The organism is Haladaptatus paucihalophilus DX253 (genome assembly GCF_000376445.1).
GTDB classification, from domain to species: domain Archaea; phylum Halobacteriota; class Halobacteria; order Halobacteriales; family Haladaptataceae; genus Haladaptatus; species Haladaptatus paucihalophilus.
Genome location: NZ_AQXI01000001.1, coordinates 1,854,250 through 1,881,210 on the forward strand (window position 1 = coordinate 1,854,250; position 26,961 = coordinate 1,881,210).

Annotated in this window: 29 protein-coding genes; 16 read left to right on the forward strand and 13 right to left on the reverse strand. The window is 61.9% G+C overall.

The features are described from left to right. Positions 1 to 36: 36 nt before the first annotated feature. The 3 genes from B208_RS0110350 to B208_RS0110360 all read right to left on the reverse strand — a co-directional run bounded on the left by B208_RS0110350 (position 37) and on the right by B208_RS0110360 (position 2,307). Positions 37 to 1,026, reverse strand: a complete 990-nt coding sequence (locus tag B208_RS0110350; RefSeq protein ID WP_018128856.1) for a mannose-1-phosphate guanylyltransferase — start codon at positions 1,024 to 1,026, stop codon at positions 37 to 39. A gap of 80 nt (positions 1,027 to 1,106) precedes the next feature. Then, positions 1,107 to 1,709 carry an HdeD family acid-resistance protein gene (locus B208_RS0110355; RefSeq protein ID WP_073096761.1) on the reverse strand — a complete coding sequence of 201 codons (603 nt, stop codon included), beginning with the start codon at positions 1,707 to 1,709 and terminating at the stop codon, positions 1,107 to 1,109. A gap of 286 nt (positions 1,710 to 1,995) precedes the next feature. Then, positions 1,996 to 2,307: a DUF7091 family protein gene (locus tag B208_RS0110360; protein ID WP_007976136.1), complete on the reverse strand. Its 312-nt coding sequence runs from the start codon at positions 2,305 to 2,307 to the stop codon at positions 1,996 to 1,998. A 229-nt stretch (positions 2,308 to 2,536) separates the two neighbouring features. Between B208_RS0110360 and B208_RS0110365 the strand changes: the two genes are divergently transcribed. From B208_RS0110365 to B208_RS0110375, 3 genes are all read left to right on the forward strand, one after another. Continuing rightward, positions 2,537 to 3,466, forward strand: coding sequence for a hypothetical protein (locus B208_RS0110365; RefSeq protein ID WP_007976133.1), 930 nt, complete (start codon positions 2,537 to 2,539; stop codon positions 3,464 to 3,466). A 1-nt stretch (position 3,467) separates the two neighbouring features. Continuing rightward, positions 3,468 to 4,112 (forward strand): RPA family protein, encoded by a 645-nt coding sequence (locus B208_RS0110370; protein WP_007976131.1) that lies wholly within the window; start codon positions 3,468 to 3,470, stop codon positions 4,110 to 4,112. 126 nt (positions 4,113 to 4,238) lie between these two features. Then, positions 4,239 to 4,472 carry a hypothetical protein gene (locus B208_RS0110375; protein ID WP_007976129.1) on the forward strand — a complete coding sequence of 78 codons (234 nt, stop codon included), beginning with the start codon at positions 4,239 to 4,241 and terminating at the stop codon, positions 4,470 to 4,472. Here B208_RS0110375 and hutH read toward each other — a convergent pair. The 4 genes from hutH to hutU are packed head-to-tail and all read right to left on the reverse strand — an operon-like array spanning position 4,469 to position 9,954. Beyond that, positions 4,469 to 6,040 (reverse strand): histidine ammonia-lyase, encoded by a 1,572-nt coding sequence (gene hutH, locus B208_RS0110380; protein WP_007976126.1) that lies wholly within the window; start codon positions 6,038 to 6,040, stop codon positions 4,469 to 4,471. The two genes, B208_RS0110375 and hutH, sit on opposite strands and share 4 nt — an antisense overlap. Then, the gene (gene hutI, locus B208_RS0110385) at positions 6,033 to 7,277 is read right to left on the reverse strand and encodes an imidazolonepropionase (protein WP_007976124.1); all 1,245 of its coding nucleotides are present in this window, start codon (positions 7,275 to 7,277) and stop codon (positions 6,033 to 6,035) included. Before hutI ends, hutH begins: the two co-directional genes overlap by 8 nt. Continuing rightward, positions 7,274 to 8,227: a formimidoylglutamase gene (gene hutG / locus B208_RS0110390; protein ID WP_007976123.1), complete on the reverse strand. Its 954-nt coding sequence runs from the start codon at positions 8,225 to 8,227 to the stop codon at positions 7,274 to 7,276. The genes hutI and hutG overlap by 4 nt, the downstream gene beginning before the upstream one ends. Next, positions 8,224 to 9,954 carry a urocanate hydratase gene (gene hutU / locus B208_RS0110395; protein WP_007976121.1) on the reverse strand — a complete coding sequence of 577 codons (1,731 nt, stop codon included), beginning with the start codon at positions 9,952 to 9,954 and terminating at the stop codon, positions 8,224 to 8,226. The genes hutG and hutU overlap by 4 nt, the downstream gene beginning before the upstream one ends. Positions 9,955 to 10,049: 95 nt before the next feature. Here hutU and B208_RS0110400 point away from each other — a divergent pair, with 95 nt between their 5' ends. Then, positions 10,050 to 10,712, forward strand: coding sequence for a helix-turn-helix domain-containing protein (locus tag B208_RS0110400; protein ID WP_007976119.1), 663 nt, complete (start codon positions 10,050 to 10,052; stop codon positions 10,710 to 10,712). Positions 10,713 to 10,752: 40 nt separating this feature from the next. Then, entirely contained in the window at positions 10,753 to 11,160 is a 408-nt protein-coding gene (locus B208_RS0110405; RefSeq protein ID WP_007976117.1) for a ribbon-helix-helix protein, CopG family, read from the forward strand. Positions 11,161 to 11,173: 13 nt separating this feature from the next. Here B208_RS0110405 and B208_RS0110410 read toward each other — a convergent pair whose 3' ends face one another. After that, the gene (locus B208_RS0110410; protein ID WP_007976114.1) at positions 11,174 to 11,629 is read right to left on the reverse strand and encodes a DUF5814 domain-containing protein; all 456 of its coding nucleotides are present in this window, start codon (positions 11,627 to 11,629) and stop codon (positions 11,174 to 11,176) included. 36 nt (positions 11,630 to 11,665) lie between these two features. On the opposite strand from B208_RS0110410, the gene B208_RS0110415 reads away from it, so the two are divergent. Further along, the gene (locus B208_RS0110415) at positions 11,666 to 11,851 is read left to right on the forward strand and encodes a hypothetical protein (protein WP_007976112.1); all 186 of its coding nucleotides are present in this window, start codon (positions 11,666 to 11,668) and stop codon (positions 11,849 to 11,851) included. Positions 11,852 to 12,041: 190 nt separating this feature from the next. Here the strand turns inward: B208_RS0110415 and B208_RS0110420 are convergent, their stop codons facing one another. The 4 genes from B208_RS0110420 to B208_RS0110435 form a co-directional block, all read right to left on the reverse strand. Further along, a complete protein-coding gene (locus B208_RS0110420; protein WP_018128857.1) occupies positions 12,042 to 12,884 on the reverse strand; it encodes a polyprenyl synthetase family protein in 843 nt (280 codons plus the stop codon). Between the two features lie 159 nt (positions 12,885 to 13,043). Next, positions 13,044 to 13,997, reverse strand: a complete 954-nt coding sequence (locus B208_RS0110425; RefSeq protein ID WP_007976108.1) for an electron transfer flavoprotein subunit alpha/FixB family protein — start codon at positions 13,995 to 13,997, stop codon at positions 13,044 to 13,046. After that, positions 13,994 to 14,785: an electron transfer flavoprotein subunit beta/FixA family protein gene (locus B208_RS0110430; RefSeq protein WP_007976106.1), complete on the reverse strand. Its 792-nt coding sequence runs from the start codon at positions 14,783 to 14,785 to the stop codon at positions 13,994 to 13,996. The genes B208_RS0110425 and B208_RS0110430 overlap by 4 nt, the downstream gene beginning before the upstream one ends. A 100-nt stretch (positions 14,786 to 14,885) precedes the next feature. Then, positions 14,886 to 15,989, reverse strand: a complete 1,104-nt coding sequence (locus tag B208_RS0110435) for a helix-turn-helix transcriptional regulator (RefSeq protein WP_232423771.1) — start codon at positions 15,987 to 15,989, stop codon at positions 14,886 to 14,888. Positions 15,990 to 16,141: 152 nt separating this feature from the next. Here B208_RS0110435 and B208_RS25195 point away from each other — a divergent pair, with 152 nt between their 5' ends. Both B208_RS25195 and B208_RS0110445 read left to right on the forward strand, forming a co-directional pair. Then, positions 16,142 to 17,395 carry a DUF7096 domain-containing protein gene (locus tag B208_RS25195; RefSeq protein WP_455550047.1) on the forward strand — a complete coding sequence of 418 codons (1,254 nt, stop codon included), beginning with the start codon at positions 16,142 to 16,144 and terminating at the stop codon, positions 17,393 to 17,395. 39 nt (positions 17,396 to 17,434) lie between these two features. Beyond that, positions 17,435 to 17,899 (forward strand): type IV pilin, encoded by a 465-nt coding sequence (locus B208_RS0110445; protein ID WP_007976097.1) that lies wholly within the window; start codon positions 17,435 to 17,437, stop codon positions 17,897 to 17,899. Between the two features lie 60 nt (positions 17,900 to 17,959). Here the strand turns inward: B208_RS0110445 and B208_RS0110450 are convergent, their stop codons facing one another. Further along, the gene (locus tag B208_RS0110450) at positions 17,960 to 18,583 is read right to left on the reverse strand and encodes a methyltransferase domain-containing protein (RefSeq protein WP_007976095.1); all 624 of its coding nucleotides are present in this window, start codon (positions 18,581 to 18,583) and stop codon (positions 17,960 to 17,962) included. A gap of 119 nt (positions 18,584 to 18,702) precedes the next feature. On the opposite strand from B208_RS0110450, the gene ahaH reads away from it, so the two are divergent. From ahaH to B208_RS0110490, 8 genes are all read left to right on the forward strand, one after another. Further along, positions 18,703 to 19,035, forward strand: coding sequence for an ATP synthase archaeal subunit H (gene ahaH, locus B208_RS0110455; protein WP_007976093.1), 333 nt, complete (start codon positions 18,703 to 18,705; stop codon positions 19,033 to 19,035). Further along, positions 19,022 to 21,220, forward strand: a complete 2,199-nt coding sequence (locus B208_RS0110460) for a V-type ATP synthase subunit I (RefSeq protein WP_007976092.1) — start codon at positions 19,022 to 19,024, stop codon at positions 21,218 to 21,220. The genes ahaH and B208_RS0110460 overlap by 14 nt, the downstream gene beginning before the upstream one ends. Positions 21,221 to 21,421: 201 nt before the next feature. Then, positions 21,422 to 21,697 carry a F0F1 ATP synthase subunit C gene (locus tag B208_RS0110465; RefSeq protein WP_007976090.1) on the forward strand — a complete coding sequence of 92 codons (276 nt, stop codon included), beginning with the start codon at positions 21,422 to 21,424 and terminating at the stop codon, positions 21,695 to 21,697. Between the two features lie 23 nt (positions 21,698 to 21,720). Further along, entirely contained in the window at positions 21,721 to 22,302 is a 582-nt protein-coding gene (locus B208_RS0110470; protein WP_007976089.1) for a V-type ATP synthase subunit E, read from the forward strand. Beyond that, the gene (locus B208_RS0110475) at positions 22,299 to 23,354 is read left to right on the forward strand and encodes a V-type ATP synthase subunit C (protein ID WP_007976088.1); all 1,056 of its coding nucleotides are present in this window, start codon (positions 22,299 to 22,301) and stop codon (positions 23,352 to 23,354) included. Before B208_RS0110470 ends, B208_RS0110475 begins: the two co-directional genes overlap by 4 nt. After that, positions 23,351 to 23,692 carry a V-type ATP synthase subunit F gene (locus B208_RS0110480; protein ID WP_007976087.1) on the forward strand — a complete coding sequence of 114 codons (342 nt, stop codon included), beginning with the start codon at positions 23,351 to 23,353 and terminating at the stop codon, positions 23,690 to 23,692. Before B208_RS0110475 ends, B208_RS0110480 begins: the two co-directional genes overlap by 4 nt. Further along, a complete protein-coding gene (locus B208_RS0110485) occupies positions 23,689 to 25,449 on the forward strand; it encodes an ATP synthase subunit A (protein ID WP_007976086.1) in 1,761 nt (586 codons plus the stop codon). The genes B208_RS0110480 and B208_RS0110485 overlap by 4 nt, the downstream gene beginning before the upstream one ends. Then, a complete protein-coding gene (locus B208_RS0110490) occupies positions 25,449 to 26,855 on the forward strand; it encodes an ATP synthase subunit B (protein WP_007976085.1) in 1,407 nt (468 codons plus the stop codon). Before B208_RS0110485 ends, B208_RS0110490 begins: the two co-directional genes overlap by 1 nt. Positions 26,856 to 26,961: the final 106 nt, after the last annotated feature.

The following is a 26,961-nucleotide window of genomic DNA, read 5'->3' on the forward strand; positions in this document are numbered from 1 at the left end:
GGATTCGGGACGCGAATGCAGAAATCTGACGGCCGATCAAAAACGGTCGTCGTCGCGCAGTTTCGTGACGACTTCGCGCACGCGCTGGGCCTCCGATTTCGGCACGACTAACACGCGGGCGTCGTAGGCCGCGACCACGAGGTCGTCAACGCCGACGAGGCTCACGTGTTTGTCTCCGGCCACGATATTCCCCGTGGCGTCGATGGTCAACGCGTCGCCGAGGACGACGTTCGTGGACGAATCGAACCGGTCGAACGCGTCCCACGAACCGAGGTCGTCCCACTCGAACGCGGCGGGAACGACGAAGGCGTCGTCGGTGCGCTCCATCACGGCGTAATCCACGCTCGTGGGAGATACGGCGTCGAATCCGGGGGCGGGGTCGCCGTCTTCGAGCGCGGAGACGAGGGGTTCGAGGGAGGAGTCGCGGGCGGCCCGGAGGAACGCGTCCGGCGTCCACGCGAACAGACCGGCATTCCAGTAGAAACCCTCATCGACGAAGCGTTCGGCGGTCGATTTGTCGGGTTTCTCTCTGAACTGGGAAACGTCAAAATAGCTTCCGTAATCGTGTCCCGGTTCGATATATCCGTATCCTGTCGCGGGACGAGTTGGTTCGATTCCGACCGTTACGACCCCCTCCGTTTCGACTGCAGTTAACGCGGCACGGCGAGCGGTCGTCTCGAAGTCGCCCGTAATGTAGTGGTCGCTCGGCAAGCAGAGGAGCACGCAGTCGCCGACTTGCTCGCGGATTCGGTGCGTGGCGTAGACGAGCGCCGGACCGGTATCCTTCGGCTCGGGCTCGACGAGCACGCCTGCTTCGGGTGCGTGTTCGCGAACGAGGTCGGCGTGCGTCTCTGCGGTGCAGACGAAGATTTCGTCGGCAAAACCGGCGCGGTTCACGGTTTGGGAGAGCAACGAATCGTCTCCGAGGAGGGACAAGAACTGTTTCGGTCGGTCGCTTCGACTCGCGGGATAGAGTCGGGTACCGGTACCCCCAGCCATAATCAGTGCGACGAGCGGGCGGTCCATATCCTGCGCAGGACCCTCCGGCGTTTAAATTCCTCTCATCGGAACGTCGGGGTCGAGTTCTCGTTCGTAAAAAAGCGTGTTTAGGCCGCGCCGCGGGGTTCCGTTTCCGGGGTCGTCCCCTCGCGGGCTTCGGTTCGGGTGCCCTGCGCCATGAACATCATCGACACGCCGCTGACGAGGAGGTTCACGCCGAAGAGGAGGCCGACCGCCCAGACGGCGGTTGCGGGCCATCCGGCCCAGATCAGCCCCGCAATCACCAGCGCGAGAACGCCGCTCACGACGAGTGCGCCCCAGCCCCGGTTGCCGCGGGCCTGGAACCCCATGACGATTTCGAGGACGCCATCGACGACGAGGAACGCGACCAGCAGGATGGTCAGCGTCGTCAGTCCGATGACCGGGTTCGCCAGGAGCGAAATTCCGGCGATGGCGTAGATGACCGCGAGCAGTCCCTGCACGAAGAACCGCTTCCAGCCACCCGAGAAGGCGCGTGCGATGTGAACCAGCGCCCCGACGACCAGCAACGCTCCGAGTAGAATCGATAGCGAAACACCGGCCGCGAACGGCGCTAAGATGGCGAGTACGCCGATTACGGCGATAATAGCCCCGGCCCCCATCGAAGCACGCCACGATTGTTCGGTGGTCTCCGATACCATTTCCGCACCGCTTTGTACTTCAGTGCTCATTTGAACTTCACCGAATACATATTCGATAGCTAACCATATAAATTGTGTTGGCTATTTGAAGGAAATTCCAAGCGTCAGACCTATTTCGCCTGATTGAAAGAGTTAGAAGCGTTTTACCCACCGAATCCGAATCCGTAGAATATGGCAGAACTTTTAATTATCTGGCAAATATCACATCTTTTCGGGTCCCGATTTCGACTTTTCCCCTGCTATCTGACCGTTTCAACGTAGCCTTTGATTCCGAAATCGAACCGTCCGTTCAACGACCGTCGCATCATCGGTCGTCTCACCACGTCTCGATGGTCCCTTCGCGGATGTCTTCGACACATCCCTCGCACGCGGGATGGTCCGGGTCGAAACACTTCGGCCGTCCCTCCTGGTCTATCGGCGCTGCCCGACGGTCGACGTGCCTTCGGCAGACGATTTTGGCCCGGCCGTGTTCGTCCCGCGGCAAATCGGCGAGGACGGTATCGTGAGCGTTCCGGTACGCATCCTTCGCCTCCTCTATCTGGCGGTTCGCCGATTGACGGGTTTCGGCGTACTTCTTTCCCACCTTCCGGAGTTTGACGCGGAGGAAACGGTCGAGGCGGTCGTCCATACCTCCCTCTTGGTGGTGGGGGAATGAAAGGTTAACCCGATTCGGTGGAGCAAAACAACCGCCGAGAGGAAGACGGTGAGTTCGTGACGGTTGAAATCCCACCAATAGCGCGTCTAGCGACCCGAACGAGCCGTTTTCACTTCCGCTCTGCTCCCACGTAACCTTTTATACTATTGCGAACCAACCACGGCATGTCTCCCATAGAAAACGAAGTGGAGACGGAGCAACCATGACCGATGTGCGACAGCACGCAGAGGAAATACACGAACAGTTCTCCGACCATCTCGACGTGACCGTAGACGACGTAGCCTCGCGTCTCGACAGCCTCGTCAACGAGTACAAAGTGCCGATGGAGGAGGCGCGACGAAGCGTCACCAGCCATTATCTCGACGAAGCCGGATTGGAACGCGACGACATTCGAACCGGCGGGACCAGCGACGTGAACGTCGAGGACATCGAAACCGACGAAGAGTGGGTGAACCTCACCGCGAAGGTCGTCGACCTTTGGGAACCGCGAAGCGACGCCGTGGGCCAGGTCGGCCTCCTCGGCGACGAGACGGGCACCATCAAGTTCACCAAGTGGGCCAAATCCGACCTCCCCGAACTGGAGGAAGGGACGGTCTACTCGCTCGGTAACGTCGTTACGGACGAGTATCAGGGCCGCTATTCGGTGAAACTCAACCGCACGACCACCATCGAGGAACTCGACGCCGACATCGAGGTCGGCGACAACAGCACCGAGATGGAGGGCGCGCTGGTGGACATCCAGTCCGGCAGCGGGCTCATCAAGCGGTGTCCGAAGGAAGACTGCACGCGCGTCCTGCAAAACGGCCGCTGTTCGGAGCACGGCGAGCAGGAAGGCGAATTCGACCTCCGAATCAAGGGCGTCTTGGACGACGGTCTCGACGTACACGAGGTCATCTTCAATCAGGAATCGACCGAGAACCTGACCGGCATCGAACTGGAGGAAGCGAAGCAGATGGCGATGGACGCGCTCGACACGACGGTCGTGGCCGACGAGATGCGCGAGAAGACGCTCGGTCACTACTACCGCGTGACGGGACCGACGATGGGTCGGTACCTGCTCGCGAACGATGTCGAGCTGCTCTCCGGGCCGGTGGATGCCGAAGCGGCGCTTATCAAAGCGAGGTCGATGTAACATGAGCAACGCACCAACACGAGAGGTCGCACGCCGCACCTTCGCGGCGGAGTTCAACGACGCGAGTTACACGTTCAAAGAGTCGGACGACGAGCGCGCACCGGTCTACTTGCTCCTCCCCACGGGCGAGCGAGCGAACCGAGTCTTCGTTGTCGGAACGCTGACCGAGAAGGAAGACGTCGGTGAGGACAGCGAATACTGGCGCGGACGGGTCGTGGACCCGAACGGGGACACGTTCTTCGTCTACGCCGGGCAGTACCAGCCGGACGCCGCGGCCATGCTTCGAGAACTCGAAGCACCGGCCTACGTCGCCATCGCCGGGAAACCCCGGACGTTCGAGATGGACGACGGAACGGTGAACGTCTCGCTTCGACCGGAGTCCATCACGGTGGTGGACGAATCGACGCGGGACCGCTGGGTGGTCGAAACCGCCGAGCGAACTCTCGAACGCATCGAGGCGTTCGACGACGAGACGAACCGCTACGCCGCGATGGCGAAAGAGGAGTACGAGCGACCCATCGACACCTACCGCGACAACGCGATTCGGGCGCTCGAAAGCCTCGCCACCGTCGATGGAGCGGGTGACGACGGCGGCGACGAAGCGGACGAGGGAGCGGCTACCGAGGGCGAAACGACGCCACAGTAGCGAACTCCACGAGCACCCTTTCGACCGCGGATACGATTTCGAAGGGGCCGGGTAGACGACGCGAAGAGCGACGGCTCTCGATTACGGACGAAACGAGCGGAGATAAAACCGACACCACACCGACCCATGCCCGACGAACGAACCTCACCGAGCGGTGATTGGCGGGACGTGTACGCGGAGATGGGGGCGGACACGTCGGCGGAAGGGCCGGTTCACCCGTGCCCGAAATGCGGTGCGGAGTCCGCGTGCGTCTTTCATCGCGTGTTCGAGTGCGAGGAACACGGCGTGTGGGCGCTCGACAGAACTGGGAAGCCGCGAATCGGGACGGCGACGGACTCGAATCGGACGATGGCCGATTAGTCGAGGGATTCGGAGAGCGCGTCTCGAACGCGCTCTTCGAGCAAGCCGGACCACACCAGCGTCTCGGCCGCTGAAATGTCCTCGTGAATGGGGCGGTCCTCAACGAGCGGCGGGACGACTTCGCGGACAGCCTCGTAGGCGGCCGCGGTACCGACACCGTGGGAGAGGTCGTCGGAGACGAACTCCGCGGCTTGCGCGCCGCAGAGGAGTTCGATACCGACGATGGAAAGCGCGTTCGCCACGGCACGGCGGGCGTTGTACGCGCTCTGGGCACTCATACTCACGTGGTCCTCCTGATTCCCGCTGACTGGCGTGTTGTCCATCGAGGCGCGCCCGATGGAGCGATTTTCGTTCAACAGCGCGGCGGCGGTGTACTGGGCGATCATGTAGCCCGAGCGCAGCCCGCTGTGTTCGGTGAGGAACGGCGGCAGGTGTGGTTCCTGCGTGTTCGGGTTGAGCATGCGGTCCACCCGGCGTTCCGAGATGGCCGCGAGTTCCGTGACAGCGTTCGTCAGGTAGTCGAGCGGGAGCGCGAGCGGGTCGCCGTGGAAGTTGCCGCCGGAGAGGACAGCCGCGTCGCCCGCACCGCTGGCCCGACTGTTTACCGTATCTGCGGGGAAGATGAGCGGATTGTCGGTCGCGCTGTTGAGTTCGATTTCGACGACGCCGCGGAGGTGGGCAACGGCGTCCCGGACCGCACCGTGGACTTGCGGCAGGCAACGAAGCGAGTAGGCGTCCTGCACGCGGTCGCAGTTGCGATGGGACTCGACGATTTCGGAGTCGGCGGTGAGGCGCTTTACGTTCCGCGCGCTCTTCGCGTGGCCGTCGTGAGGACGGACGTCGGCGATTACGGGGTCGGCGGAGGCGGTGGTTCCCATCGTCACCTCGGTCGTGAGCGCCCCGGCGACGTCGGCCGCTCGAATCGCTCGTTCGGCGTCGCGCACGGCGAGGGCGGCGAGACCGACAGAGAGCTGCGTGCCGTTGATGAGCGCCAACCCCTCCTTGGCCGCGAGCGTCACCGGTTCGAGTCCGGCGGTTTCGAGCGCGTCGGCACCGTCGAGTCGTTCGCCGTCCACCGTTGCGGTTCCCTCGCCCATGATGACCAGCGCGAGGTGCGCGAGCGGCGCGAGGTCGCCGCTCGCGCCGAGGCTGCCGCGCGATTTGACGACCGGATGGACGCCCTCGTTCAGCATCGTGACGAGTTGGTCCACGACGAGTTCGCGGATGCCGGAGTAGCCCTTGACGAGCGCGTTGACCCGGCCGAGCATCATGGCCCGGACCTCCTCGCGGCGCAGTTCCCTGCCCGCACCCGCGGCGTGGCTCCTGATGAGGTTGGTCTGGAGCGTCTCGATGTCCTCGCGCGGGATTCGTTCGTCCACGAGTTCGCCGAAGCCGGTGTTGACGCCGTAGACGGCCTCGCCGCTCTCGACGACCTGTTCGACGCGTTTCCGTGCGGTTCTGACCCGTTCGCGGACGTCCTCGGGGACGAAGACGGTCGCGTCGTCGCGCGCGACGCGTTCGACGTCCTCGGGCGTTAGCGATTCGCCGTCGATTTCGATTTCACTCATGATGGACCACCTCGCCGTTCTTCAGCACCGTCTCGACCGTGTTCACGCCGAAGTTGTACGGGACGTGAACGTAGCTCGGTGCGTCGATGACCGCGATGTCGGCCGGGGTACCCGGTTGAAGCGTCCCGGTTCCGTCTCCGATATCGAGCGCCATCGCGGCGTGTTTCGTCCCGGCGACCAGCGCCTCGGCGGGCGTCATGCCCATCTCCACGCAGGCGAGCGACGAGGCGAAGCCCATGCTCTGGGAGTGGCAGTTCGGGTTGAAGTCCGTCGCTATCGCCACCGGTGCGCCCGCATCGAGGAACGCGCGGGCGTCGGCGAACTCCGCGCCGAGGCCGAAGGCGGTTCCCGGCAGGAGGACGGGGACGACACCGGCGTCGGTCAGGGCGGCGATGTCGTCATCCGTCGCGTAGAGAAGGTGGTCCGCGCTCGTCGCCCCGAGATTCGCGGCGAGTTGCGAACCGCCGATGTGCGCGAGTTCCTCGGCGTGGACCTTCGGGGTCAATCCCTGCTCCTCGCCGGTTTTCAGGACGCGGCGGGACTGCGGGACTGTGAAGACGCCTTCCTCGCAAAACACGTCGCAGAACTCCGCGACGCCCTGTTCCACGACGGCCGGAATCTGTTTCTCGACGACTTCATCCACGTAGTCGTCCGCGTCCCGGCCTTCCGGAATCGCGTGGGCCCCCATGAAGGTCGGGACGACATCGACCGCGTGGTGGTCGTCGGCCCGAGCGATGACGTCGAGCATTCTGAGTTCGGTTTCGGTGTCCAGCCCGTAGCCGGATTTCACCTCGACCGTCGTCGTCCCGTGGGCGAGCATCGTATCGAGGTGCGAGAGCAGGTTCGAGAGGAGTTCCTCGTCGCTCGCCTTCCGCACCGCGCGGACGGTTCGGAGGATACCGCCGCCGTCGGAGAGGATTTCCCCATACGTCTTCCCCTGCAGTTTCGCCTCGAACTCGTCCGAGCGGTCCCCGGCGAACAGCGCGTGGGTGTGCGGGTCAACGAACCCCGGAATCACCGCTTTGCCGCTCGCATCGACGACGTGGGTCGCGTTCTCCGGCGGGAACTCGCGGGTGACGGGACCCGTCGCGCCGATACGCGCGACATCGCCGTCAACCACCGCGATTGCGGCGTCCTCGTAGATTCCGAGGGACCCGTCGTCTTCGACCGTGACGACCTGTTTCGCGTCGTGGACGAGGGCGGTGAGGTCGTTTTCGTTCGGTTCCGAGTCGGTCATTGGCCACCTCCGACGGCGGAGAGGAAGTGGGCAATCGCCCGCGCACCGGCGTTCACCGTTCGGTCGTCGCGGTCGAGCGACGGGGCGCATTCCACGACTTCGAAACCAGCAACGCGGTCGTCGCTGGCGGCGAGCCGGAGCATGCGGAACAGTTCGCGGGGGGAGATGCCGCCCGGCGTCGGCGCGCTGACGCCGGGTGCGAACGCGGCGTCGAGCACGTCCAAATCGACGCTCACGTATATCGCGTCAACGTCGTCCAGCGACTCCAGCGCGGTGTCGATGGCGGAGACGGCATCGTCGCCGACCTCTTCGGCCGTGACGACTTCGCCGCCCGATTCGCGGACGGTATCGGCGTACCTCGAACTCGTCTCGAAGTGGCGCGCGCCGACGCAGGCGTAGGCGTCGAGGCCCGCGTCGAACAGCTGACGGTACGGCGTGCCGCTGGTCGGGTCGTCGCGCACTTCGCGCACGTCGAGATGCGCGTCGAAGTTGACAACGCCGAGCGAACCATCTTCGAGGAGCGGTGCGGCGTTCGGATAGGTGAAGGAGTTGTCGCCGCCGAGGAAGACGGGGAGCGCGTCGGCGTCGTGGAGTCGGTTCGTGAGGATGCGGGCCTCCTGCTGGAGCAGTCGAGTCGTGACCTCGTTCGGTTCGTCCGAGTCGAGCATGAGCATCAGGTCGCCAGCGTCGCCGACGTTGCCGACCGGTCCGGCGTCGAAGTGGTGGGTTTTCACACCGGCGAGGCTCTCGCGGAGCGCCGCCGGGCCGTCCGCCGCGCCTTTTCGGCCGATGACGGCGTGGTCGAACGGTTCGCCGAGGAGTACCGCGTCGAACTCGGAAAGGCGGTCGTCGTCCAGTTCCGAGATGGGTTCTACGACATCGCCGAACTGTTCGTCGTTCGGATCGGACGACGTGCCGCGCCATTCGGACGGTGGGTTCAGTCCGGTCATGGTCGGTCACGCATCGGAACCGCGACGTTCGATTTCTCGGCCTGTTCTATCGCCTCGTCGTAGCCCGCGTCGGCGTGGCGAATCACGCCCATTCCCGGGTCGGTGGTGAACACACGGCGGGCCTTCTCGGCGGCCAACTCGGAGCCGTCGAGGACGACGTGGTTGTTCGCGTGAAGCGCGTTGCCGATGCCGACGCCGCCGCCGTCGTGGACGGACACGATGTCCGCGCCCGCCGCGCAGTTGAGCAGGGCGTTGAGAATCGGCCAGTCGGCGATGGCGTCCGAGTCGTCGCGCATGGCTTCCGTCTCGCGGTTGGGGCTGGCGACGGACCCGGCGTCGAGGTGGTCGCGGGTGACGACGATGGGGGCCTCGATTTCACCGTCCGCGACGAGTTCGTTGATTCGGAGGGCGAAGCGAGCGCGTTCGGTGAGGCCGTCGTCATCCGTAGCGTAGCCGAGCCAACAGACCCGCGAGGGAAGTCCCTGAAACTCGACCTGCTCCTGTGCGAGGTCTATCCAGCGGTGGAGTTGCTCCTTCTCGGGAAACAGGTCCACGACGGCCTCGTCGGTGCGGTGGATGTCCTCGGGGTTGCCGGAGAGCGCGGCCCAGCGGAAAGGACCCTTGCCCTGACAGAACAGCGGGCGGATGTAGGCGGGGACGAATCCGGGGAAATCGAACGCGTGTTGCATGTCGCGGTGTTCTTTCACCTGTCCGCGGATGTTGTTGCCGTACTCGAAGGCGATAGCACCCGCGTCCTGAATGTCGAGGATGCCTCGGACGTGGCGAGCCATCGTGTCCAGACTCTCCTCGACGTACGTTTCGGGGTCCTCCTCGCGGAGGTGGTCGGCTTCTTCGACGGAATAGCCCGACGGATAGTAGCCCTCCAGTTCGTCGTGGGCGCTCGTCTGGTCGGTGATGACGTCCGGGACGAATCCCCTGTCGAGCATCCCCTCCAGCATGTCGGCGGCGTTGATGTGGACGCCGACGGAGTACGGTTCGCCGTTCTCGGCGGCTTCCGTCGCCTTCTCGATGGCGTCGTCCAAGTCGTCGGTCTTTTCCATGCAGTAGCCGGTTTCGATGCGGCGGTCGATTCGGCCCTCGTCCACCTCGGCCGCGATGCAGACTCCGTGGTTCATCGTGACGGCGAGCGGTTGGGCACCGCCCATCCCGCCGAGACCGCCCGTGACGACGATTTTACCGGAGAGGTCGCCGTCGTAGTGCTCGTCGGCGAGCGCGGCCAGCGTCTCGTAGGTCCCCTGGATGATTCCCTGCGTACCGATGTAGGCCCACGACCCCGCCGTCATCTGGCCGTACATGATGAGACCCTTCGCTTCGAGTTCGTGGAAGTGCTCCCAGTCGTCCCACTTGCCGACGAGGTTGGAGTTGGCGATGAGGACGCGGGGCGCGCGTTCGTGCGTCGTGAATCGCCCGACGGGTTTGCCGGACTGGACGAGCAGCGTCTCGTCGTCGTCCAGTTCGCGCAGTTCGGCCATGATGGCGTCGTAGGCGTCCCACGAGCGGGCCGCCCGCCCCGTCCCGCCGTAGACGACGAGTTCCTCGGGGTTCTCGCCGACGTCCGGGTCGAGGTTGTTGTTCAGCATGCGGAGGGCCGCCTCCTGCCGCCAGCCCTTGCACTCGATGTCCGTCCCGGTGGGCGCACCCTGATAGTCGCGCCACTGGGCGCTCGGGTCGCCGATGTCGTGATCGGGGTCCGATGAGTCGTTCATGCGGTTTCTAGCTTGTAGTATGAACGCGAGGCGCAAATACCCACGACCCTCCTCTCGGAGGGTTCTTTAAATATTTCCGGCGAGAATTCCCGGTGATGCACGAGGTCGTGATGCGAATCGAACAGCCGAGCGTTCCGGCGGAAGCGACGGCGGGAACCGAAACGGCGGTCGAGTTGTGGTGTAACGACCACTGTGACCTGTTGCACCTCAGCGGCCCGGACGGGGAAGCCGTCCTCGAACGCATCGAACGGCTCGTCGGCGTGCAGGAACTACTGGTCGAGGGCGACGAACGGGTGGCGATGACCGAAGCGTGTCTGAAAGAGCACGAATCCGACACCGTGGAGTCGTTTCTCGCCCGCCACAACTGCCTGCTCGTCCCGCCGTTGCGGTACGTCGCCGGTGAGAAGTGGTGTCGGATACTGGCGCTCGATTCGGCGAACCTGACAGCGCTGTACCGCGACCTCGTAACGACGTTTCCGGTGACGATAGAATCGAAGCGCGAAATCAGGGCTGTTTCGGGTGACAGACCGCTTCTCACGCCGGAAACCGCGTTACCCGACCTTTCGTCGCGTCAGCAGGAAGCGTTGGTGTTGGCGGTCGAGATGGGGTACTATCGGATTCCGCGCGAGACCACGACGAGCGAAATCGCGGCGGAGATGGGCGTCGAGCGGCGGACACTGGAGGAGCACCTGCGACGGGCGGAGAACAAGATAGTCGGCGGAATGGTGTCGTTCTACGGCGGCCGTGGCAACGTCTGACGAAACCTTAAGTAGCGCCACGGTGCTAATATACGCTAGGATGGGCAACAAAAACAAGACGATTTCCTTCCGGGTGAACGAGGACGCGTTCGAAACCCTGCGGGAGATCGCCGAAAAGCGCGACATTTCGCTGTCGGCAGTGTTCCGTGACTACGTGGATCTGCTGGTCGCCCATGACGGGAAAGTCAAAGTCGTTCCGGAAAATCAGATCGGGGAGGAAAGCGACGAGAGTTCGTTCCCGCCGAAAGTCGAGGTCCCGAAGAGCTTCGTCCGCGAACACGAGCGCCTCGAACTGGAAGCCGAACACCTCCGCGAACAGCTACAGGAACACAAGGAGTACGTCCGCCACCTCCAGACGAAGGTCGGCGACGAGGAAGACGAGGAAGTCATCCAACTGGAGGAGTTGGACGACGAACTGGAGAGCGACGAACCGTTCCGATTGGGGTAGTTGGGTTCCGAACTCAGCCCGACAGCGAGTGTTTCTTCTGCCGCGACCGTGATTCCATCGAGTCGTCGCCCTCGACGCGGGCGAGTTCCTCGACGGCTTCGAGCGTCCGAACCGAGTCGTCCAAAAAGGAGAGGATGTCGCCCGGATAGGCGTACACCAGATAGTCGTCGGTCATCACGTCCACGATGGCGTCGGGGCCGAGGCCGCCCTCCCGGAGTTCGAGGAGGTAACGCATGAACTTCCGCTCCGGGCAGCCACAGTAGGGGTTGCTCTGGCAGTCACAATCCAGAAAGTCCTCGGCGAAGTCGAGCACGCGGTCCCGCGTCGCCTCGTCGAGTTTCTGGAGACCGTCACCCTGAAACAGGATGTCGAGGGTCGCGCCCTTGAACGCCCCTTTCGGGATGTTCGTCTCCAGTTGCGAGGAAATCTGCCGATGGTTTTTGACGTAGATTTTGTCCGTGATAGCCACGCTTGTTGGATTTCTATTCGGTGAGTTCGGATAAGGGTGTCGTCAACGAAGGGGAAACGCGGACGATACCGTATCGGCAGTACGTGTGGAAACAGTGAAAACGGCGATAACAGCGGCGAATACGACGACAACAGCGACGACCGCGGTGACAGCAGTGACGACCACGACGACAACAGCGACGACCGCGGTGACAACAGCGATGGACACGACGACAGTTGCTAGGGAAAATGACCGTACCGCATTCGGGCGGTTCGCGCGGATTGCGCGAACCGCCCTCGGGGTCCCCATTCCTCCCCGGGCATACGGACAGGTCGCGCCATCCGCGCGACCTGTCCGAATCGCGCGTCCTGAAAGCGGGTGAGAAAATGCGAGAAACGGGAGAAAATCAGCTTCGGCTTTCGGCTGCTTCGGTTCAGTGTTCGCGCGTGACGACGAACTCGGCGAAGTCGCGCAAGTAGTCCAGCGCGGCGGAATCGGGTGCGTCAACTCTATCGAGGGCGGCCAGCGCCGCGTCGGACTGTTTGTGCGCGAGTTCGTTGGCCTCCTCCGCGCTGAGGTCGGTCACTTGGACGATGGAGGGGCGGCCGATTTCTTCGTCTTGACCTGTGGGTTTGCCGAGGTCGTCTGGGTCCGCCGTGGCGTCGAGCACGTCGTCCCGGATCTGGAAGGCGATGCCGACGCGCTCGGCGTACTCGCCGAAGGCGTCGATAGTTTCCGGGTCGGCGTCGGCCGCGATGGCACCGAGTTCGGCGGCGGCACGAAACAGCGCGCCCGTCTTCCGGCGGGCGAGTTCCATGTACTCGGACTGGTTCGACGGCGTGGCGACGAGTTCAGACGCCTCGCCCATCCCGAGTTCAATCATCGACTCCGCGACGACTTCCATCGCGCGGGGGTCCGAGGAAAACAGTTCGAACGCCTCGCCGAGCATCCCGTCGCTGGCGATGATGGCCCGGCCGTAACCGTACTCAGCCCACGCGCTCTCCGTCCCGCGCCGCACGTCCGACCGGTCGATGATGTCGTCCACGACGAGCGACGCGTCGTGAACCAATTCGATACCGACGCCGAAATCGACGGCGTTCTCGGCATCGCCACCCGCGGCCTCACAGGCCAGCATGGCGACGGTCGGCCGAACCCGTTTGCCACCCGAGAGTGCCGTGTGGGCCAACTGCTCCGACAGTTCGCGTGGTTCGACCCGCTCGACGACCTCCTCCAACCGGTCTTCGACGAGCGTCCTGCGGGCCATCAGGTACTCCATTCGTCTGTGCTTCAGGACGGCGGACGCAAATACGTGACGGGTTCAGTCCGCTGTCATCACCGCCCGAACCGACAGAAACGTCGGTTCGCGTGAGACGCGTTCGAACGCTCTCGCTCGTCGGTCATACACCGGACTCCGAAGCGGAAAAGAAAACGGTCGTTATTCGAACTGCTCGATGAGTTCCGGCACCACGTCGAACAGGTCGCCCACGATACCATAGTCGGCGATGTCGAAGATGGGCGCGTTCGGGTCGTTGTTGATGGCGATGATGGTGTCCGACCCCTTCATCCCGGCGACGTGCTGAACCGCACCGGAGATACCGATAGCGAGGTACACCGTCGGTGTCACCTGCGAACCGGACTGGCCGACCTGTCGGTTCTTCGGGAGCCAGCCGTTGTCCACGATGGGACGCGACGACGAGAGCGTCGCGCCGGTCGCTTCCACGAGGTCCTCGATGAGCGGGAGGTTGTCCTCCTCCTCGATACCGCGACCGATGCTGACGAGGAACTCGGCCTCGCTGATGTCCACGTCGCCAGCGCCGACTTCCTCGAAACCGGTGACCGTCGAGCGAATGGCATCCTCGTCGGGGTCGAAGTCGAACGCGGACACGTCGGCTTCACCGACGCCCTCCGCTTCCGGCCACTCCGCGCCACGGGTCGTGAGGGCGAACTGGTCCCCTTCGACTTCGACCGTGGTCTCGACTTTCGACCCGTACATCTCGCGCGTCGCCGTGAGCCCGCCATCGTACTCGAAGCCGATGACGTCGGTTACGAGCGGCAGGTCGAGGCTGTTGGCGACCGCGGGCGCGTAGTCGAGTCCGTTCACGCTGTTGGGCATGAGGACGAACGTCGGTTCGAGGTCGGCGAACAGCGCCTCGATGGCCTGCGCGTACACGTCGTGGTTGAACTCCTCGCCGTATTCGACGGTGTGAATCGTGTCCACACCGTCGCGGTTCAGCGTGTCGGCGTAAGAATCGACGTCGCCGCTGATGACGGCGAGGTGCAGGTCGCCGCCCGCGTCGTCGGCGAGTTCGCGCCCGGCGGAGATGACTTCGAAGCTCTCGTCGCGGAGTTCGCCGCGGCGGTGTTCCGTGACCGCGAGGACGTCGCTCATTGGACGACCCCCTTCTCGCGGAGAACGTCAGCAAGTTTCCCGGCCGTCTCCCCGGCGTCACCTTCGAATATTTCCGCGTCGCTCTCGCTCTCGGGTTCGTACATGTCCGTCAGTTTCAGGTCGCTCTCAACGGCGTCGGCGTCGAGGCCGAGGTCGTCGAGCGTCTTGGGCGCGATTTCCTTCGACTGTGCCTGTCGGATGCCGCGCAGACTGGCGTATCGCGGTTCGTTGATACCCGTCTGGATGGTCAGCACGGCGGGGAGTTCGATGTCCGTCAACTCCTCGACGCCACCCTCGAGTTCGCGGTGGACGTGCGCGACGCCTTCATCGGCGTCCATGTCGAGCGCGTTGACGACCGCACCCCACTCGAAGTCGATCTCGTCCGCGAGTGCAACACCGGTCGCACCGAACGCGTCATCTCCGGCTTGCACACCGGTCAGCACGAGGTCCGGGTCCTCCTCCGCGACGACGGCGGAGAGGATTTTGGTTTTCGTCTCCACGTCGAGCAGGTCGGGGTCTTCGAGCGCCTCGTCCCACACGCGAATCGAGCGGTCAGCGCCCTTGGCGAGCGCCATCCGAATCGTCTCCTCGGCGCGTTCCGGGCCGATGGTGACGGTCACCACTTCGTCGGCGACGCCCGCTTCGTTCATCTGGACGCCTTCCTCGACGGCGTAGTCGTCCCACTCGTTCAGGTCATATTCGAGGTAGCGGTCGTCTACCTCGGTCCCGTCCACTTCGAAGTCATCCGCGAGTTCGGCGACTTCTTTTACCGTTACAAGGACCTTCATAATCAATTCCTTTCCGGGTAGCGGGTAAACGTTTTCGAAACGCTCGACAATGCACGTGCCGTACTAATCGAGAATCTTACCAATTCCGGCGTTCGAGCGCTTACTCGTCGTCGAAGTCGGTCACGTCCTCGCCGGGAAGCGTGATGAGGTTCTCCCGACCGATACGGAGTTTGTCGATTCGGTCGGAATCGCTCATCGCCGAGAGGAGTTGGGACACCTTCGCGTTCGACCAGTTCGTCTCCTTGACGATGGTCGCCTGTTTCATCCGACCGCCGTTCCGTTTCAGTAGATGCTCGACGCGCTCCTCGTCGGAGAGGAGTTCGAGGTTCGGTTCGTCGTCTTCCGGTTCGGGGTCGGTGTCAGGTGTCGTCGATGGGATGGGTTCCTCGTCCGTGTGTTCGGAATCGGTTCCCGGTCCGTCCCTATCTCGTTGGGTGAACGCGTAGACGCCAGCACCGACGATTCCCACGAGGATCACGAATCCGGCGATATACGCCAATAGTGGAGTCGATTGCTCGACCGGGCGGGAATCTTCGGCGTACGTCACTCGAATAAAGCGACCACCGCCGGTCGGGGAACGAATCGTCATCGGGCCACTGAGGGTAATCGTCCCGTTGTTGTGACCGAAATTCGAGTTTTGAATCTCGTACTCGTCGGGGGAGTGAATGAAGAGATTTTGGTTCGCGGACAGCGAACGGAACCACGTGGACTCCCCGTCGTCGAGCAAGAACGCGTCCCCAAGATAGATTTTATCGCCGTTCACACGGGTGAAATTCGTCCAGATGAACGAGAGAGTCAGCATACCGGTTTCGTTGCTCACGGTGTAATCGCGGTTGACGCTCCGTATTTTCATCTCGCGACCGGTTTCGGCCTGCTCGCGTTTTGCGATTTCTCGGAACGTTTCCGCCGAAAAGCCGACACTGCTGTCGCCTTGCTTGAAATCACGCCCCAAGCGCTTGAACGCCTCCGTTTCGTTTTCGTCGTGAAGCGAGAAATCCATCGAAACGTTCCAGTGAGCGTCGCCATTGGCCCGTGGCGTAATCTGTATCGTCGTCCCGTTCGTCGGCGTTTCGTTGACCGCACTGCGGTCTCCCACTACGAAATCGGTAGCAGCCGGATGAGTCTGCACATCACCCGCCGCAAGGGCGGTTCCCGAGGCTAAAAGGGAAAGGAGGACCACGAGGAGGGCGAAATGTGACCGCATATCCCACTGTGGTTAAGCAGACAAGAAAATACTTTCCATCTATGCGATAAAAGGTCAGGGGACGATTTAAAAGGTCTCGCGCGATTTCGTCCGGTCATCGAATAACGCGGAATCCCGTACGTATTTTAATGAGTAGTTACGTAATCAACGATATGAGCCGGGTGTCCTCTATCCTGCTAGTAGCCCTCCTCCTCTTCTGTTCGCCTGCCGCTGCGTTCGGAGTCGGCTCGCAACCCGCATCTTCGACGCAGCCGAGTGCGAACAATCCCGCGAAACCGCCGGGGTTCAACGAGACATCCTCCCACCTGAGCCTCGGAACGCCGGAACGGAGCGAGACGTACACCTCATCACTGAGCCTCAGCACCACGCTCGAAATGGACAGGAACAAGGTTCAGTCGCAGCAGAAGATGTACACGCTCGACGAGAAACTATCGAATGCGGACGACGATGAGGAGAGATATCAGCTCCTTACTCGGTTTAGAACCGATCTCGAATTGGAACTATCGTCGCTAAAAAACAAAGAACGGAGCGCGAGCAAGCAGTTCAACAATCAGGAGATTGGAGTACGCGAATATGTTGAACGGCTTGCCATGCTCGATAGCAGGGCGGACGATGTAAACCGCGCGATCGATCACATGAAAACGAAGGGGAAAAGCGTCATCCAATTCGCGCCACACGAGTACGAACTTCGAGCGGATTTGATACCCCTCCGTGGAGAGGTTCGCAACAACGTGGTCGAGAGCGTTCGCAGTGGAACCGGTTCGAAGTACGTCTACGTAGCGACGACGAGCGATGGAACCGTGTTGTCGACCGTACTCGGCAACAAATACGTTCGAGAAGCGTATCGATCCGATTACCGAAACAGCAGTTTGGATAGTTACCTCACGGGGCGGGAGAAGACCAATATCACAGTGAACAGCTATCCGTGGGTAAAAGAGAAGAATCCCGGAACGTCTTCGAACATACAGTACAAGAAAGGCGTGTCGGAAACCAAGATGGTCTATCCACAGGGCGTCATCACGGCGTATCTCGACAGCGGGACGGAGAAAATCTATCGAGAGATACAGTACAAGCTCCTCACCGGAGACAACCACACACCCTACGGCACGGCCATACGGAACAACAGCACCGATCTCCACCTCGCCGTCAATCGAACGTATCCGGGCGGACCACTGCGGATAAACCTGACCGACGCGAACGGTGACCCGGTTCAGTCCACTATCGAAATCGGGGAAAACGAGGTCGGAGAGACCGATTCAGACGGAATTCTGTTAACGGTTTCCCCGCGGCGGACGTTCACCGTCTCGGCGAGACACGGCTCCGAGAGGGTAAACGTAACAGTAACCCCGTACGGTGTTACCCGAACGAACGCGACGAACGGGCCGCCGCAAGACATCGCCGGGTAGGGCCAAGGTTGAAATACCAACACCGAACCACTCCTCGGCGTGTCGAATCGCGCGCTCTCACCCGTCGTCGCAACCGTCCTCCTTCTCGTCGTTACGCTCGTTGTAGCAGGAACAATCGGAGCTGTTGCGGTACATTCACTGTCGCTGGAGGCACCGGAGCACGCCGCCATCGGAGTGTCCGCCAGTGCGACGACGAATCGAGTGACGTTCACGCATCGCGCGGGAGAATCACTCGACGTCGATGAACTCGATATCGAGATTAGCGTGAACGGCGAGCCATTGAAGGAGCAGCCACCGGTCCCGTTTTTTTCGGCGGACGGATTTCGGGCGGGGCCGACGGGACCGTTCAACAGCGCGGCGGATTCGACGTGGAGCGCCGGGGAGGTCGCAAGTCTCGAACTGGCTGGAACGAACGCGCCGCTGCTCGAATCGGGGGACGAGATAGACGTTCGAATCGTGGAGAACGAGACGCTGATCGCCGAAATCGAAACGACCGTGCGGTGACATCGGGGTTCCCCGTTTTCGTACCGTCGTGCCTATTATTTCCGCGCCGTTCTCGGGGTTTTATTTCTCTGGCACGCGCGCGACGGTCGTGATGGCGATATCGGGGTCGTACGTCGGTCCCATCTCCCGGTGGCGGATGTCCTCGTATCCCGCCTCTCGGAACATCCGGTCCGCCTCCTCGCGGTCGTAAAAGAGCATGATGGTGTCCGCGACTTTCTGCATGATGCTCGTTCCGGGGTAGTTCGGACCGACGACCAAGACCTCCCCACCGGGTTTCGTGACGCGACGGATGTCTCGGAGAGTTTCGACGGGTTCGGGCCAGTACTCGATGGACCCGGACGACCAGACGATATCGAAGGAGTCGTCTGTGAACGGCAACCGTTCGGCGTCGCCGCGATAGAAGCTCACGGGGTCGTATTTGCCGAGTTTTTCCCACGCCTTTTCGAGTTGATGGACGCTCTGGTCGAGACCGTGCACGTTCTCGGTGTGTTGGAGCAGTCCTTCGGTTCCGAACCCGGTGCCACAGCCGACATCGAGCACCGTATCATCCTCGTCGATGTCGAGCATCGACAGGGCCTCGTCACGCATCTCCTCGTCCCAGATGAACGGATTCACTTGGTCGTACACCTTCGAGAGGTACTTGTAGAAGATTCGTGCTCGACGTTTGTCTTCGAGGATACCCATTATCCGGCGGTTGGGACCGAGCGATGATGAATCCCCACCATTTTCGCCCGTGGAGGGGTCGAGATGGTTCCGCAAGTAGTTTATAGCCACTCGCGCAACCTTCCGCGTGATTACAGTATATGCCGAGGCCAGAGGTTCTCGAACGAATAAAGGAGGCCGAAACGGAGGCTGACGACATCGTTGCGGACGCTAAGGAAGCCCGCGAAGAGCGGATTTCCGAGGCGCGCACGAAAGCGGAGGAGATCCGCTCGGAAGCCCACGAAGAGGCCGAAGAACTGGAGCAGAGAAAACTCGAAAACGCACGGGACGACATCGAATCCAAGCGCAAAAAGCTCCTCGCGGAGGGCGAGGAGGAGCGCGAAACACTCGAAACGCGCGCCGAGGAAAACGTCGATGACGCGATAGAGTTCGTCCTCGACAGGTTCAGGGAGGCGGTGCATGCTCAGACCTGAACAGATGAGCAAAATCTCGGTGACCGGCTCGCGCACCGTCATGTCCGACGTCATCGAGACCATCCACGAGTTGAACCTCGTCCACCTGTCGAACTACGACGGGTCGTGGGACGGGTTCGACCCCGGGAACCCGGTCAGCGGTGCGGACGAAGCATCCGATAAACTCGTCACCGTCCGTTCCATCGAGAGCATTCTCGGTGTGGACGCGGAGGACGCCGGACCGCAGCGAATCGTCACCGGCGAAGCGCTGGAAGACGAACTGGAGGACATCCGAGCGCAGGTAAACGAACTCGACGACCGCCGAAACGAACTCGGCGAGAAGCTTCGAAGCGTCGAGGACCGAATCGACTCGATGGAGCCGTTCGCCACGCTCGGTATCGACCTCGACCTGCTATCCGGCTACGACCATCTACAGGTCGCGGTCGGCGAAGGAAACGCGGACGAAATCGAGCGCGCGCTCGCGGATTCCGGGGCCGTTCAGGAGTACGAACTGTTCACGCAAGGGCAAACGGTCGCCGTCTTCGTGTATCCGACGGGTGAAGCGGACGACGACGCGCTCGACGATGCGCTCGTCGGCGCCGATTTCGCGTCGCTCGAAATCCCCGACGCGTCCGGCAGCCCCGAGGAGTACGTCGCGGAGCTCAAACACGACAAGCAGAAGCTCGAATCGAAGCTCAACGGCGTCGAAAACGAGCTGAACGACGTGAAGCTCGACGCCGCGGGATTCCTCCTCGCGGCCGAGGAGAAACTCGCCATCGAGGTCCAGAAGGCGGAAGCGCCGCTCCAGTTTGCGACGACGGAGAACGCCTTCGTCGCGGAAGGCTGGATTCCGACGGAAAAGTACGCGGAACTGAAGAGCAACCTCGACAGCGCCGTCGGCGAGCACGTCGAAGTGGACGAGCTCGAACGGGCGTCCTACGAGGAAAAGGGCGGCCACCACGCGCCGCTCGAAAAGGCTGAAGAGACGGGCATCGCCACGGACGGCGGCCACGTCACGGAGGGAGAAAACCCGCCGGTCGTCCAGAAGAACCCCGGCGCGGTCAAACCGTTCGAAGTGCTGGTCCAGACCATCAACCGGCCGAAGTACTTCGAGTTCGACCCGACGGTCATCCTGTTCCTCACGTTCCCGCTGTTCTTCGGGTTCATGATCGGGGACTTCGGTTACGGGACGCTATACACGCTCATCGGGTACTTCATCTACACCAAGTTCGACAACGAGGCCGTCAAGAGCCTCGGCGGAATCGCCATCTGGGCGGGCGCGTTCACGATGCTGTTTGGTGTTCTGTACGGTGAAGTCTTCGGGTTACACATCCTCGGAGAGACCATCTACAGCAACGGGCCGCCGCTCCACAAGGGGCTCCAGCCCGTCGAAGGCGAGTTCGCCGTTGGTTGGCTCGTGCTGAGCCTGCTGGCCGGTATCGCCCACCTCACCATCGGATGGGGCTTCGACTTCGTTGAGAACTTGGAACACAGCTTCACGGACGCCGTGACCGAGAGCGGGTCGTGGATCATGATGATGTTCGGCCTCTGGGCGTGGATTTTCTCGGGTGCAGGTGGAAGCGCTCCCGGCCTTCTCTACGGCGCCGAGAGCGTCTTCAACGGGAACCCATTCCCGTTCGGGTTCACCGGTTTCCCAGCATTCAACTTGTTCACGATACCAGTACTCGGATTCCCCTTCTCACTGTGGCTGGGGATATTCTTCCTCGGACTCGTCCTGCTCGTCGTGGGCGAACCCATCGAGGCGGTCGAGTTCCTCAACGTGCTCGTGAACGTCCTCTCGTACACCCGTCTTGCGGCAGTGCTGCTCGCGAAGGCCGCGATGGCGTTCGTGGTTAACATGCTGTTCTTCGGCGTGTACGTGACGGAAGAGCATCACGGCGGAGAGACGCTAGAAGCGTGGCACTTCGGGCTCGGTCACATGCCGCATCTCGGTGACATGGCTCACGGCCACGAAGTCACAGCCATCATGTTCCCCGGACTCGTTCACTCCGGCGTCGCGGGAATCATCGGTGGACTGGTCGTTCTGCTCCTTGGACACCTTCTAGTGCTGGCACTCGGTATTACGAGCGCCGGACTGCAGGCGGTGCGTCTCGAGTACGTGGAGTTCTTCGGCAAGTTCTACGAGGGCGGCGGCGAAAAGTACGAACCGTTCGGCTACGACCGATCGTACACGACGCAGGACTAACGGTTTCCGTCCGTCGTTTTTCTTCTTTCACGACCAGACTGGCCTCTTTTCGCCCTGGACACTGGCATATGGTACCATGATTTAGCGGGTACAGCCCTCGATACAAGCGAATCGGGCAAAACGCTTTGGGAAGTTTTAAGAATCCAGTGACTCGAACTACGACTTGTTCGGCTATAGAGAGCCTACAAGAGGATCAAATCAATGTTCGAAGCTATATTCGCATTCGTCAGCACAGTTGCACCGCTCCTGCAGGAAAATGCCGCTCAGGCGGCCTCTTCGCCCGCAATCCCGGCAGACGCAGCCTCCGCCCTCGCAGTCGGTCTCGCCGCACTCGGTGCGGGATACGCGGAGCGGGGTATCGGTGCCGCCGCAGTCGGTGCCGTCACGGAAGACCAGGACCTGTTCGGTACGGGTCTCATCCTGACGGTTCTGCCGGAGACGCTCGTGATTCTGGCACTCGTCGTCGTGTTCGTCTAAACACACCCCTTCCCTCTTCATCAATGAGCTTGGAAACGGTAGTTGAGGATATTAGAAACGAGGCCCGCGAGCGCGCGGAAGAGATTCGCACGGAAGGCGAAACCCGCGCGAACGAGATTGTCGACGAGGCGGAGTCGGAAGCCGAGGAGATACTCGCGGAGAAAGAACAGGAGGTTGCAAACCGAATCGAGCGAGAACGAGAGCAGAAACTCTCCAGCGCGAAACTCGAAGCCAAGCAGAAACGGCTCGAAGCCCGCCGCGACGTGCTACAGGAAGTGCGCGCCGACGCTGAAGAGAGCATCGCCACCCTCGGTGGCGACGAGCGCGAAGAACTGACGCGCTCCCTGCTCGACGCGGCCGCGGAGGAGTACGAATCGGGGAACACCGTTCGAATCTACGGACGACCCGACGACGAGGATCTCCTCACCGATATCGTCGCGGATTACGACGACTTCGAGTACGCGGGTGAGTACGACTGTCTCGGCGGCATCGTCGCCGAGAGCGAAGCTTCCCGCGTTCGCGTGAACAACACGTTCGACTCGATTCTGGAAGACGTGTGGGAGGACAACCTCCAACAGATCAGTTCGCGGTTGTTCGAGCAATGAACACGACCGAAGGAACATCGAATTACGAGTACGTCACCGCGCGAGTCAGGGCGCGCAAAGCCGCCCTGTTCGACGAGGAGGACTATCGGAAGCTCCTGCGAATGGGTCCGGGCGAAATCGCCCGCTACATGGAGGAGACCGAATACGAGTCCGAGGTGAACGCACTCGGTGCGCGCTACGACGGGGTCGATCTCGTAGAGTACGCGCTGAACCGCAACCTCGCGAAGCACTTCAACGACCTGTTGGATTGGGCCGACGGAAAGCTGTACGGCCTCATCGCCCGGTACCTTCGGAAGTTCGATTCGTGGAACATCAAGACGGTGCTTCGGGGAATTTACGCGGATACCGACAGGCAGTCCGTGCGCGACGACTTGATTCACGCCGGAGAGTTCGAGGAGGCGTTCCTCAACCGGTTGGCCGAAGCGAACACCATCGAGGATGTCGTCGAGATGCTGGACGGGACGATTTTCGGTGAGCATCTCGAAGCCGCGTACGAGGATTACGAATCGACTGGACTGTTGATTCCGTTGGAAAACGCGGTCGATCTAGCCTATTACGACAGGCTGATGGACGGACTGTCGAAGACGGCAAACCGTGCGAACCGATTGTACATCGAGTTCCTACAGGCGGAGATTGACTTCCGAAACATCCGCAACGTGCTTCGAATCAGTCGAAGCGGTGCGGACATCGACCCTTCGGAGTACTACATCTCAGGGGGTCGCATATTCAGCGCGAACGAGTTGAGCCAACTCGTCGGCAATGCCGACGACCTGATCGCGAAGGTCCGGGACAGCACCTACGGTGACGAACTTGACGAAGCGCTGGACGAGCTTGAGCGAGCCGACAGCCTCATCGGATTCGAGCACGCATTGGATATCGCGCTACTCGAATACTCCGACCACCTTTCACACGTGTACCCGTTATCCGTGTGTCCGGTGCTCGCTTACGTTCTCGCCAAACAGCGCGAAGTCGATAACATCCGTGCCATCGCGCGTGGACGCGAAGCGGGACTGTCCGAAGACCGAATCGAAGAGGAACTGGTGGTACTATGAGCCAAGAAATCGCCGTCATCGGAAGTCCGGACTTTACGACCGGATTCAGACTCGCAGGCGTCCGGAAGTTTGCGAACGTTCCGGACGACGAAAAGGATGCGAACTTGGACGACGCTGTTTCTCGGACGCTGGAAGACGACGACGTGGGCATCATCGTGATGCACGACGACGACCTCACGCACCTCTCGCGGAACGTCCGAAACGACGTCGAGACGAGTGTGGAACCCACCCTTGTGACGCTGGGTGGTGGCGCGGGAAGCGGCGGACTCCGCGACAAAATCAAGCGCGCAATCGGTATCGACCTTATGGACGAAGACGAACAAGGTGATAACGAATGAGCCAGGCAACAGACAGCGACGTCGTTCGTGAGGACGGCGTCATTCAGAGCGTGAGCGGACCTGTCGTTACCGCCACGGACCTCGGCGCCCGGATGAACGACGTTGTGTACGTCGGTGAAGAAGGGCTGATGGGAGAGGTCATCGAAATCGAAGGAAACCAAACCACCATTCAGGTGTACGAGGAAACCTCGAACGTCGCCCCCGGTGAACCCGTCGAGAACACGGGCGAACCGCTGTCGGTCGACCTCGGACCGGGAATGCTGTACTCCATCTACGACGGTGTGCAGCGCCCGCTCGACGTGCTCGAAGACAAGATGGGCGCGTTCCTCGACCGTGGTGTCGACGCTCCCGGTATCGACCAGGGGAAGACGTGGGAGTTCACCCCGACCGTCAGCGAAGGCGACGTGGTGGAACCCGGCGACGTCGTCGGGACCGTTCCCGAAACCGAGAGCATCGAACACAAAGTGATGGTGCCGCCGGACTACGAGGGCGGCGAAGTGGTTGCCACGAAGGAGGGCAACTACGACGTGACCGAAACCGTCGTCGAACTCGACAACGGCGAAGAGGTCGCAATGCAACAGGAGTGGCCGGTCCGTGAAGCACGGCCCTCCGTCGACAAACAGACGCCCCGGACGCCGCTCGTGTCCGGCCAGCGTATCCTCGACGGCCTGTTCCCCATCGCAAAGGGTGGGACGGCCGCGATTCCGGGACCGTTCGGCTCCGGAAAGACCGTGACCCAGCACTCGCTCGCCAAGTGGGCCGACGCGGACATCGTCGTCTACGTCGGCTGTGGTGAGCGTGGCAACGAGATGACGGAAGTTATCGAGGACTTCCCGGAACTCGAGGACCCGCGAACGGGCAAACCGCTCATGTCGCGGACGTGCCTCATCGCGAACACGTCGAACATGCCCGTGGCAGCACGTGAGTCGTGCATTTACACGGGAATCACCATCGCGGAGTACTACCGCGACATGGGATACGACGTCGCGCTCATGGCCGACTCCACCTCGCGGTGGGCGGAGGCGATGCGTGAGATTTCCTCGCGTCTCGAGGAGATGCCCGGCGAGGAAGGGTACCCGGCGTACCTCGCCGCCCGTCTCGCGGAGTTCTACGAGCGCGCAGGTAAGTTCGAGAACATCAACGGCACGGAGGGTTCGGTGTCGGTCATCGGTGCAGTGTCGCCCCCGGGCGGCGACTTCTCCGAGCCGGTCACGCAGAACACCCTGCGTATCGTGAAGACGTTCTGGGCGCTGGACGCCGACCTCGCGGAACGGCGGCACTTCCCGGCCATCAACTGGGACGAGTCCTACTCGCTGTACAAGGACCAGCTCGACCCGTGGTACGAACAGAACGTCGAACCCGACTTCCCGGAGAAGCGCCAGTGGGCGACTGACGTGCTCGACGAGGAGGGCGAACTGCAGGAAATCGTTCAGCTCGTCGGTAAGGACGCGCTGCCGGAAGACCAGCAGTTGACGCTCGAAGTCGCGCGCTACCTCCGCGAAGGGTGGCTCCAGCAGAACGCGTTCCACGACGTGGACATGTTCTGTGAGCCGAAGAAGACCTACCGGATGCTCGAAGCCATCCAGACGTTCAACGACGAGGCGTTCAACGCACTCGAAGCCGGCGTTCCGGTGGACGAAATCACGGCCATCGACGCCGCCCCGCGCCTGAACCGCATGGGAACGGCCGAGGACTGGGACGACTTCATCGGCGAAATCGAAGAAGAGATCAAAGACGAGCTCAGGGAGAAGTACTAATGAAAGAATACCAGACCATTACGGAAATCAGCGGTCCGCTGGTGTTCGCCGAAGTCGACGAGCCGATCGGATACGACGAAATCGTCGAAATCGAGACGCCGGACGGCGAGACGCTGCGCGGACAGGTACTCGAATCGAGCGACGGCCTCGTCTCGATTCAGGTGTTCGAGGGAACGGAAGGAATCAACCGAGAGTCCTCGGTTCGATTCCTCGGAGAGACGATGAAGATGCCCGTCACCGAAGACCTGCTCGGGCGCGTGCTCGACGGGTCGGGACAGCCCATCGACGGCGGACCGGAAATCGTTCCGGACCGACGTGACGACATCATCGGCGCGGCGATCAACCCCTACGCACGCGAGTACCCCGAAGAGTTCATCCAGACCGGTGTGTCCGCCATCGACGGCATGAACACGCTGGTTCGTGGACAGAAACTGCCCATCTTCTCCGCGTCCGGGCTTCCGCACAACGACCTCGCGCTCCAGATTGCGCGACAGGCGAGCGTGCTCGAAGACGAGGAAGAAGGCGAAGAGAGCGAGTTCGCAGTGGTGTTCGGCGCGATGGGCATCACGGCAGAAGAGGCGAACGAGTTCATGGAGGACTTCGAGCGCACCGGTGCACTGGAGCGCTCCGTGGTCTTCATGAACCTCGCGGACGACCCCGCGGTCGAGCGGACGGTCACCCCGCGTCTCGCGCTGACGACGGCGGAGTACCTCGCGTTCGAGAAGGATTACCACGTGCTGGTCATCCTGACGGACATGACGAACTACTGCGAGGCGCTGCGCGAAATCGGTGCCGCGCGTGAAGAGGTGCCGGGTCGCCGTGGCTACCCCGGATACATGTACACTGACCTTGCGCAACTGTACGAGCGCGCGGGTCGTATCGAGGGTCGTGATGGGTCCGTCACGCAGATTCCCATCCTCACGATGCCGGGTGACGACGACACGCACCCGATTCCCGACCTGACCGGGTACATCACCGAGGGACAGATCTACATCGACCGCGACCTGAATTCGCAGGGTATCCAACCGCCGATCAACCCGCTTCCGAGCCTCTCGCGGCTGATGGACGACGGTATCGGCGAGGGACTCACCCGTGCCGACCACTCCGGCGTCTCCGACCAGATGTACGCGGCGTACGCGCAAGGTGAGGACCTGCGCGACCTCGTGAACATCGTCGGTCGTGAAGCGCTGAGCGAGCGGGACAACCAGTACCTCGACTTCGCAGATCAGTTCGAGACCGAGTTCCTCGACCAGGGATTCGACACGAACCGCAGCATCGAAGAGACGCTCACCATCGGCTGGGACCTCCTCTCGATGCTGCCGAAAGAGGAACTCAACCGTATCGACGAGGAGTTCATCGAGGAGTACTACCCCGAAGAGCAGGCGGAAGAAGTCACGGCTGACTAACGCGATTTCCGCTTCGATTTTTGTTTCTCACGCGCGTAATCGACACGAGCGACGCGAGTATTCCGGTTCTCAGTACCCGAGCCGTCCCCGCAGAGCAGCGTTCGAC

Coding starts and splice junctions, on each gene's coding strand:
- B208_RS0110350 (WP_018128856.1), bottom strand. CDS start 1,026: ATGGACCGCCCGCTCGTCGCACTGATTATGGCTGGGGGTACCGGTACC.
- B208_RS0110355 (WP_073096761.1), bottom strand. CDS start 1,709: ATGAGCACTGAAGTACAAAGCGGTGCGGAAATGGTATCGGAGACCACC.
- B208_RS0110360 (WP_007976136.1), bottom strand. CDS start 2,307: ATGGACGACCGCCTCGACCGTTTCCTCCGCGTCAAACTCCGGAAGGTG.
- B208_RS0110365 (WP_007976133.1), top strand. CDS start 2,537: ATGACCGATGTGCGACAGCACGCAGAGGAAATACACGAACAGTTCTCC.
- B208_RS0110370 (WP_007976131.1), top strand. CDS start 3,468: ATGAGCAACGCACCAACACGAGAGGTCGCACGCCGCACCTTCGCGGCG.
- B208_RS0110375 (WP_007976129.1), top strand. CDS start 4,239: ATGCCCGACGAACGAACCTCACCGAGCGGTGATTGGCGGGACGTGTAC.
- hutH (WP_007976126.1), bottom strand. CDS start 6,040: ATGAGTGAAATCGAAATCGACGGCGAATCGCTAACGCCCGAGGACGTC.
- hutI (WP_007976124.1), bottom strand. CDS start 7,277: ATGACCGACTCGGAACCGAACGAAAACGACCTCACCGCCCTCGTCCAC.
- hutG (WP_007976123.1), bottom strand. CDS start 8,227: ATGACCGGACTGAACCCACCGTCCGAATGGCGCGGCACGTCGTCCGAT.
- hutU (WP_007976121.1), bottom strand. CDS start 9,954: ATGAACGACTCATCGGACCCCGATCACGACATCGGCGACCCGAGCGCC.
- B208_RS0110400 (WP_007976119.1), top strand. CDS start 10,050: ATGCACGAGGTCGTGATGCGAATCGAACAGCCGAGCGTTCCGGCGGAA.
- B208_RS0110405 (WP_007976117.1), top strand. CDS start 10,753: ATGGGCAACAAAAACAAGACGATTTCCTTCCGGGTGAACGAGGACGCG.
- B208_RS0110420 (WP_018128857.1), bottom strand. CDS start 12,884: ATGGAGTACCTGATGGCCCGCAGGACGCTCGTCGAAGACCGGTTGGAG.
- B208_RS0110425 (WP_007976108.1), bottom strand. CDS start 13,997: ATGAGCGACGTCCTCGCGGTCACGGAACACCGCCGCGGCGAACTCCGC.
- B208_RS0110430 (WP_007976106.1), bottom strand. CDS start 14,785: ATGAAGGTCCTTGTAACGGTAAAAGAAGTCGCCGAACTCGCGGATGAC.
- B208_RS0110435 (WP_232423771.1), bottom strand. CDS start 15,989: ATGCGGTCACATTTCGCCCTCCTCGTGGTCCTCCTTTCCCTTTTAGCC.
- B208_RS25195 (WP_455550047.1), top strand. CDS start 16,142: ATGAGCCGGGTGTCCTCTATCCTGCTAGTAGCCCTCCTCCTCTTCTGT.
- B208_RS0110450 (WP_007976095.1), bottom strand. CDS start 18,583: ATGGGTATCCTCGAAGACAAACGTCGAGCACGAATCTTCTACAAGTAC.
- ahaH (WP_007976093.1), top strand. CDS start 18,703: ATGCCGAGGCCAGAGGTTCTCGAACGAATAAAGGAGGCCGAAACGGAG.
- B208_RS0110460 (WP_007976092.1), top strand. CDS start 19,022: ATGCTCAGACCTGAACAGATGAGCAAAATCTCGGTGACCGGCTCGCGC.
- B208_RS0110465 (WP_007976090.1), top strand. CDS start 21,422: ATGTTCGAAGCTATATTCGCATTCGTCAGCACAGTTGCACCGCTCCTG.
- B208_RS0110470 (WP_007976089.1), top strand. CDS start 21,721: ATGAGCTTGGAAACGGTAGTTGAGGATATTAGAAACGAGGCCCGCGAG.
- B208_RS0110475 (WP_007976088.1), top strand. CDS start 22,299: ATGAACACGACCGAAGGAACATCGAATTACGAGTACGTCACCGCGCGA.
- B208_RS0110480 (WP_007976087.1), top strand. CDS start 23,351: ATGAGCCAAGAAATCGCCGTCATCGGAAGTCCGGACTTTACGACCGGA.
- B208_RS0110485 (WP_007976086.1), top strand. CDS start 23,689: ATGAGCCAGGCAACAGACAGCGACGTCGTTCGTGAGGACGGCGTCATT.
- B208_RS0110490 (WP_007976085.1), top strand. CDS start 25,449: ATGAAAGAATACCAGACCATTACGGAAATCAGCGGTCCGCTGGTGTTC.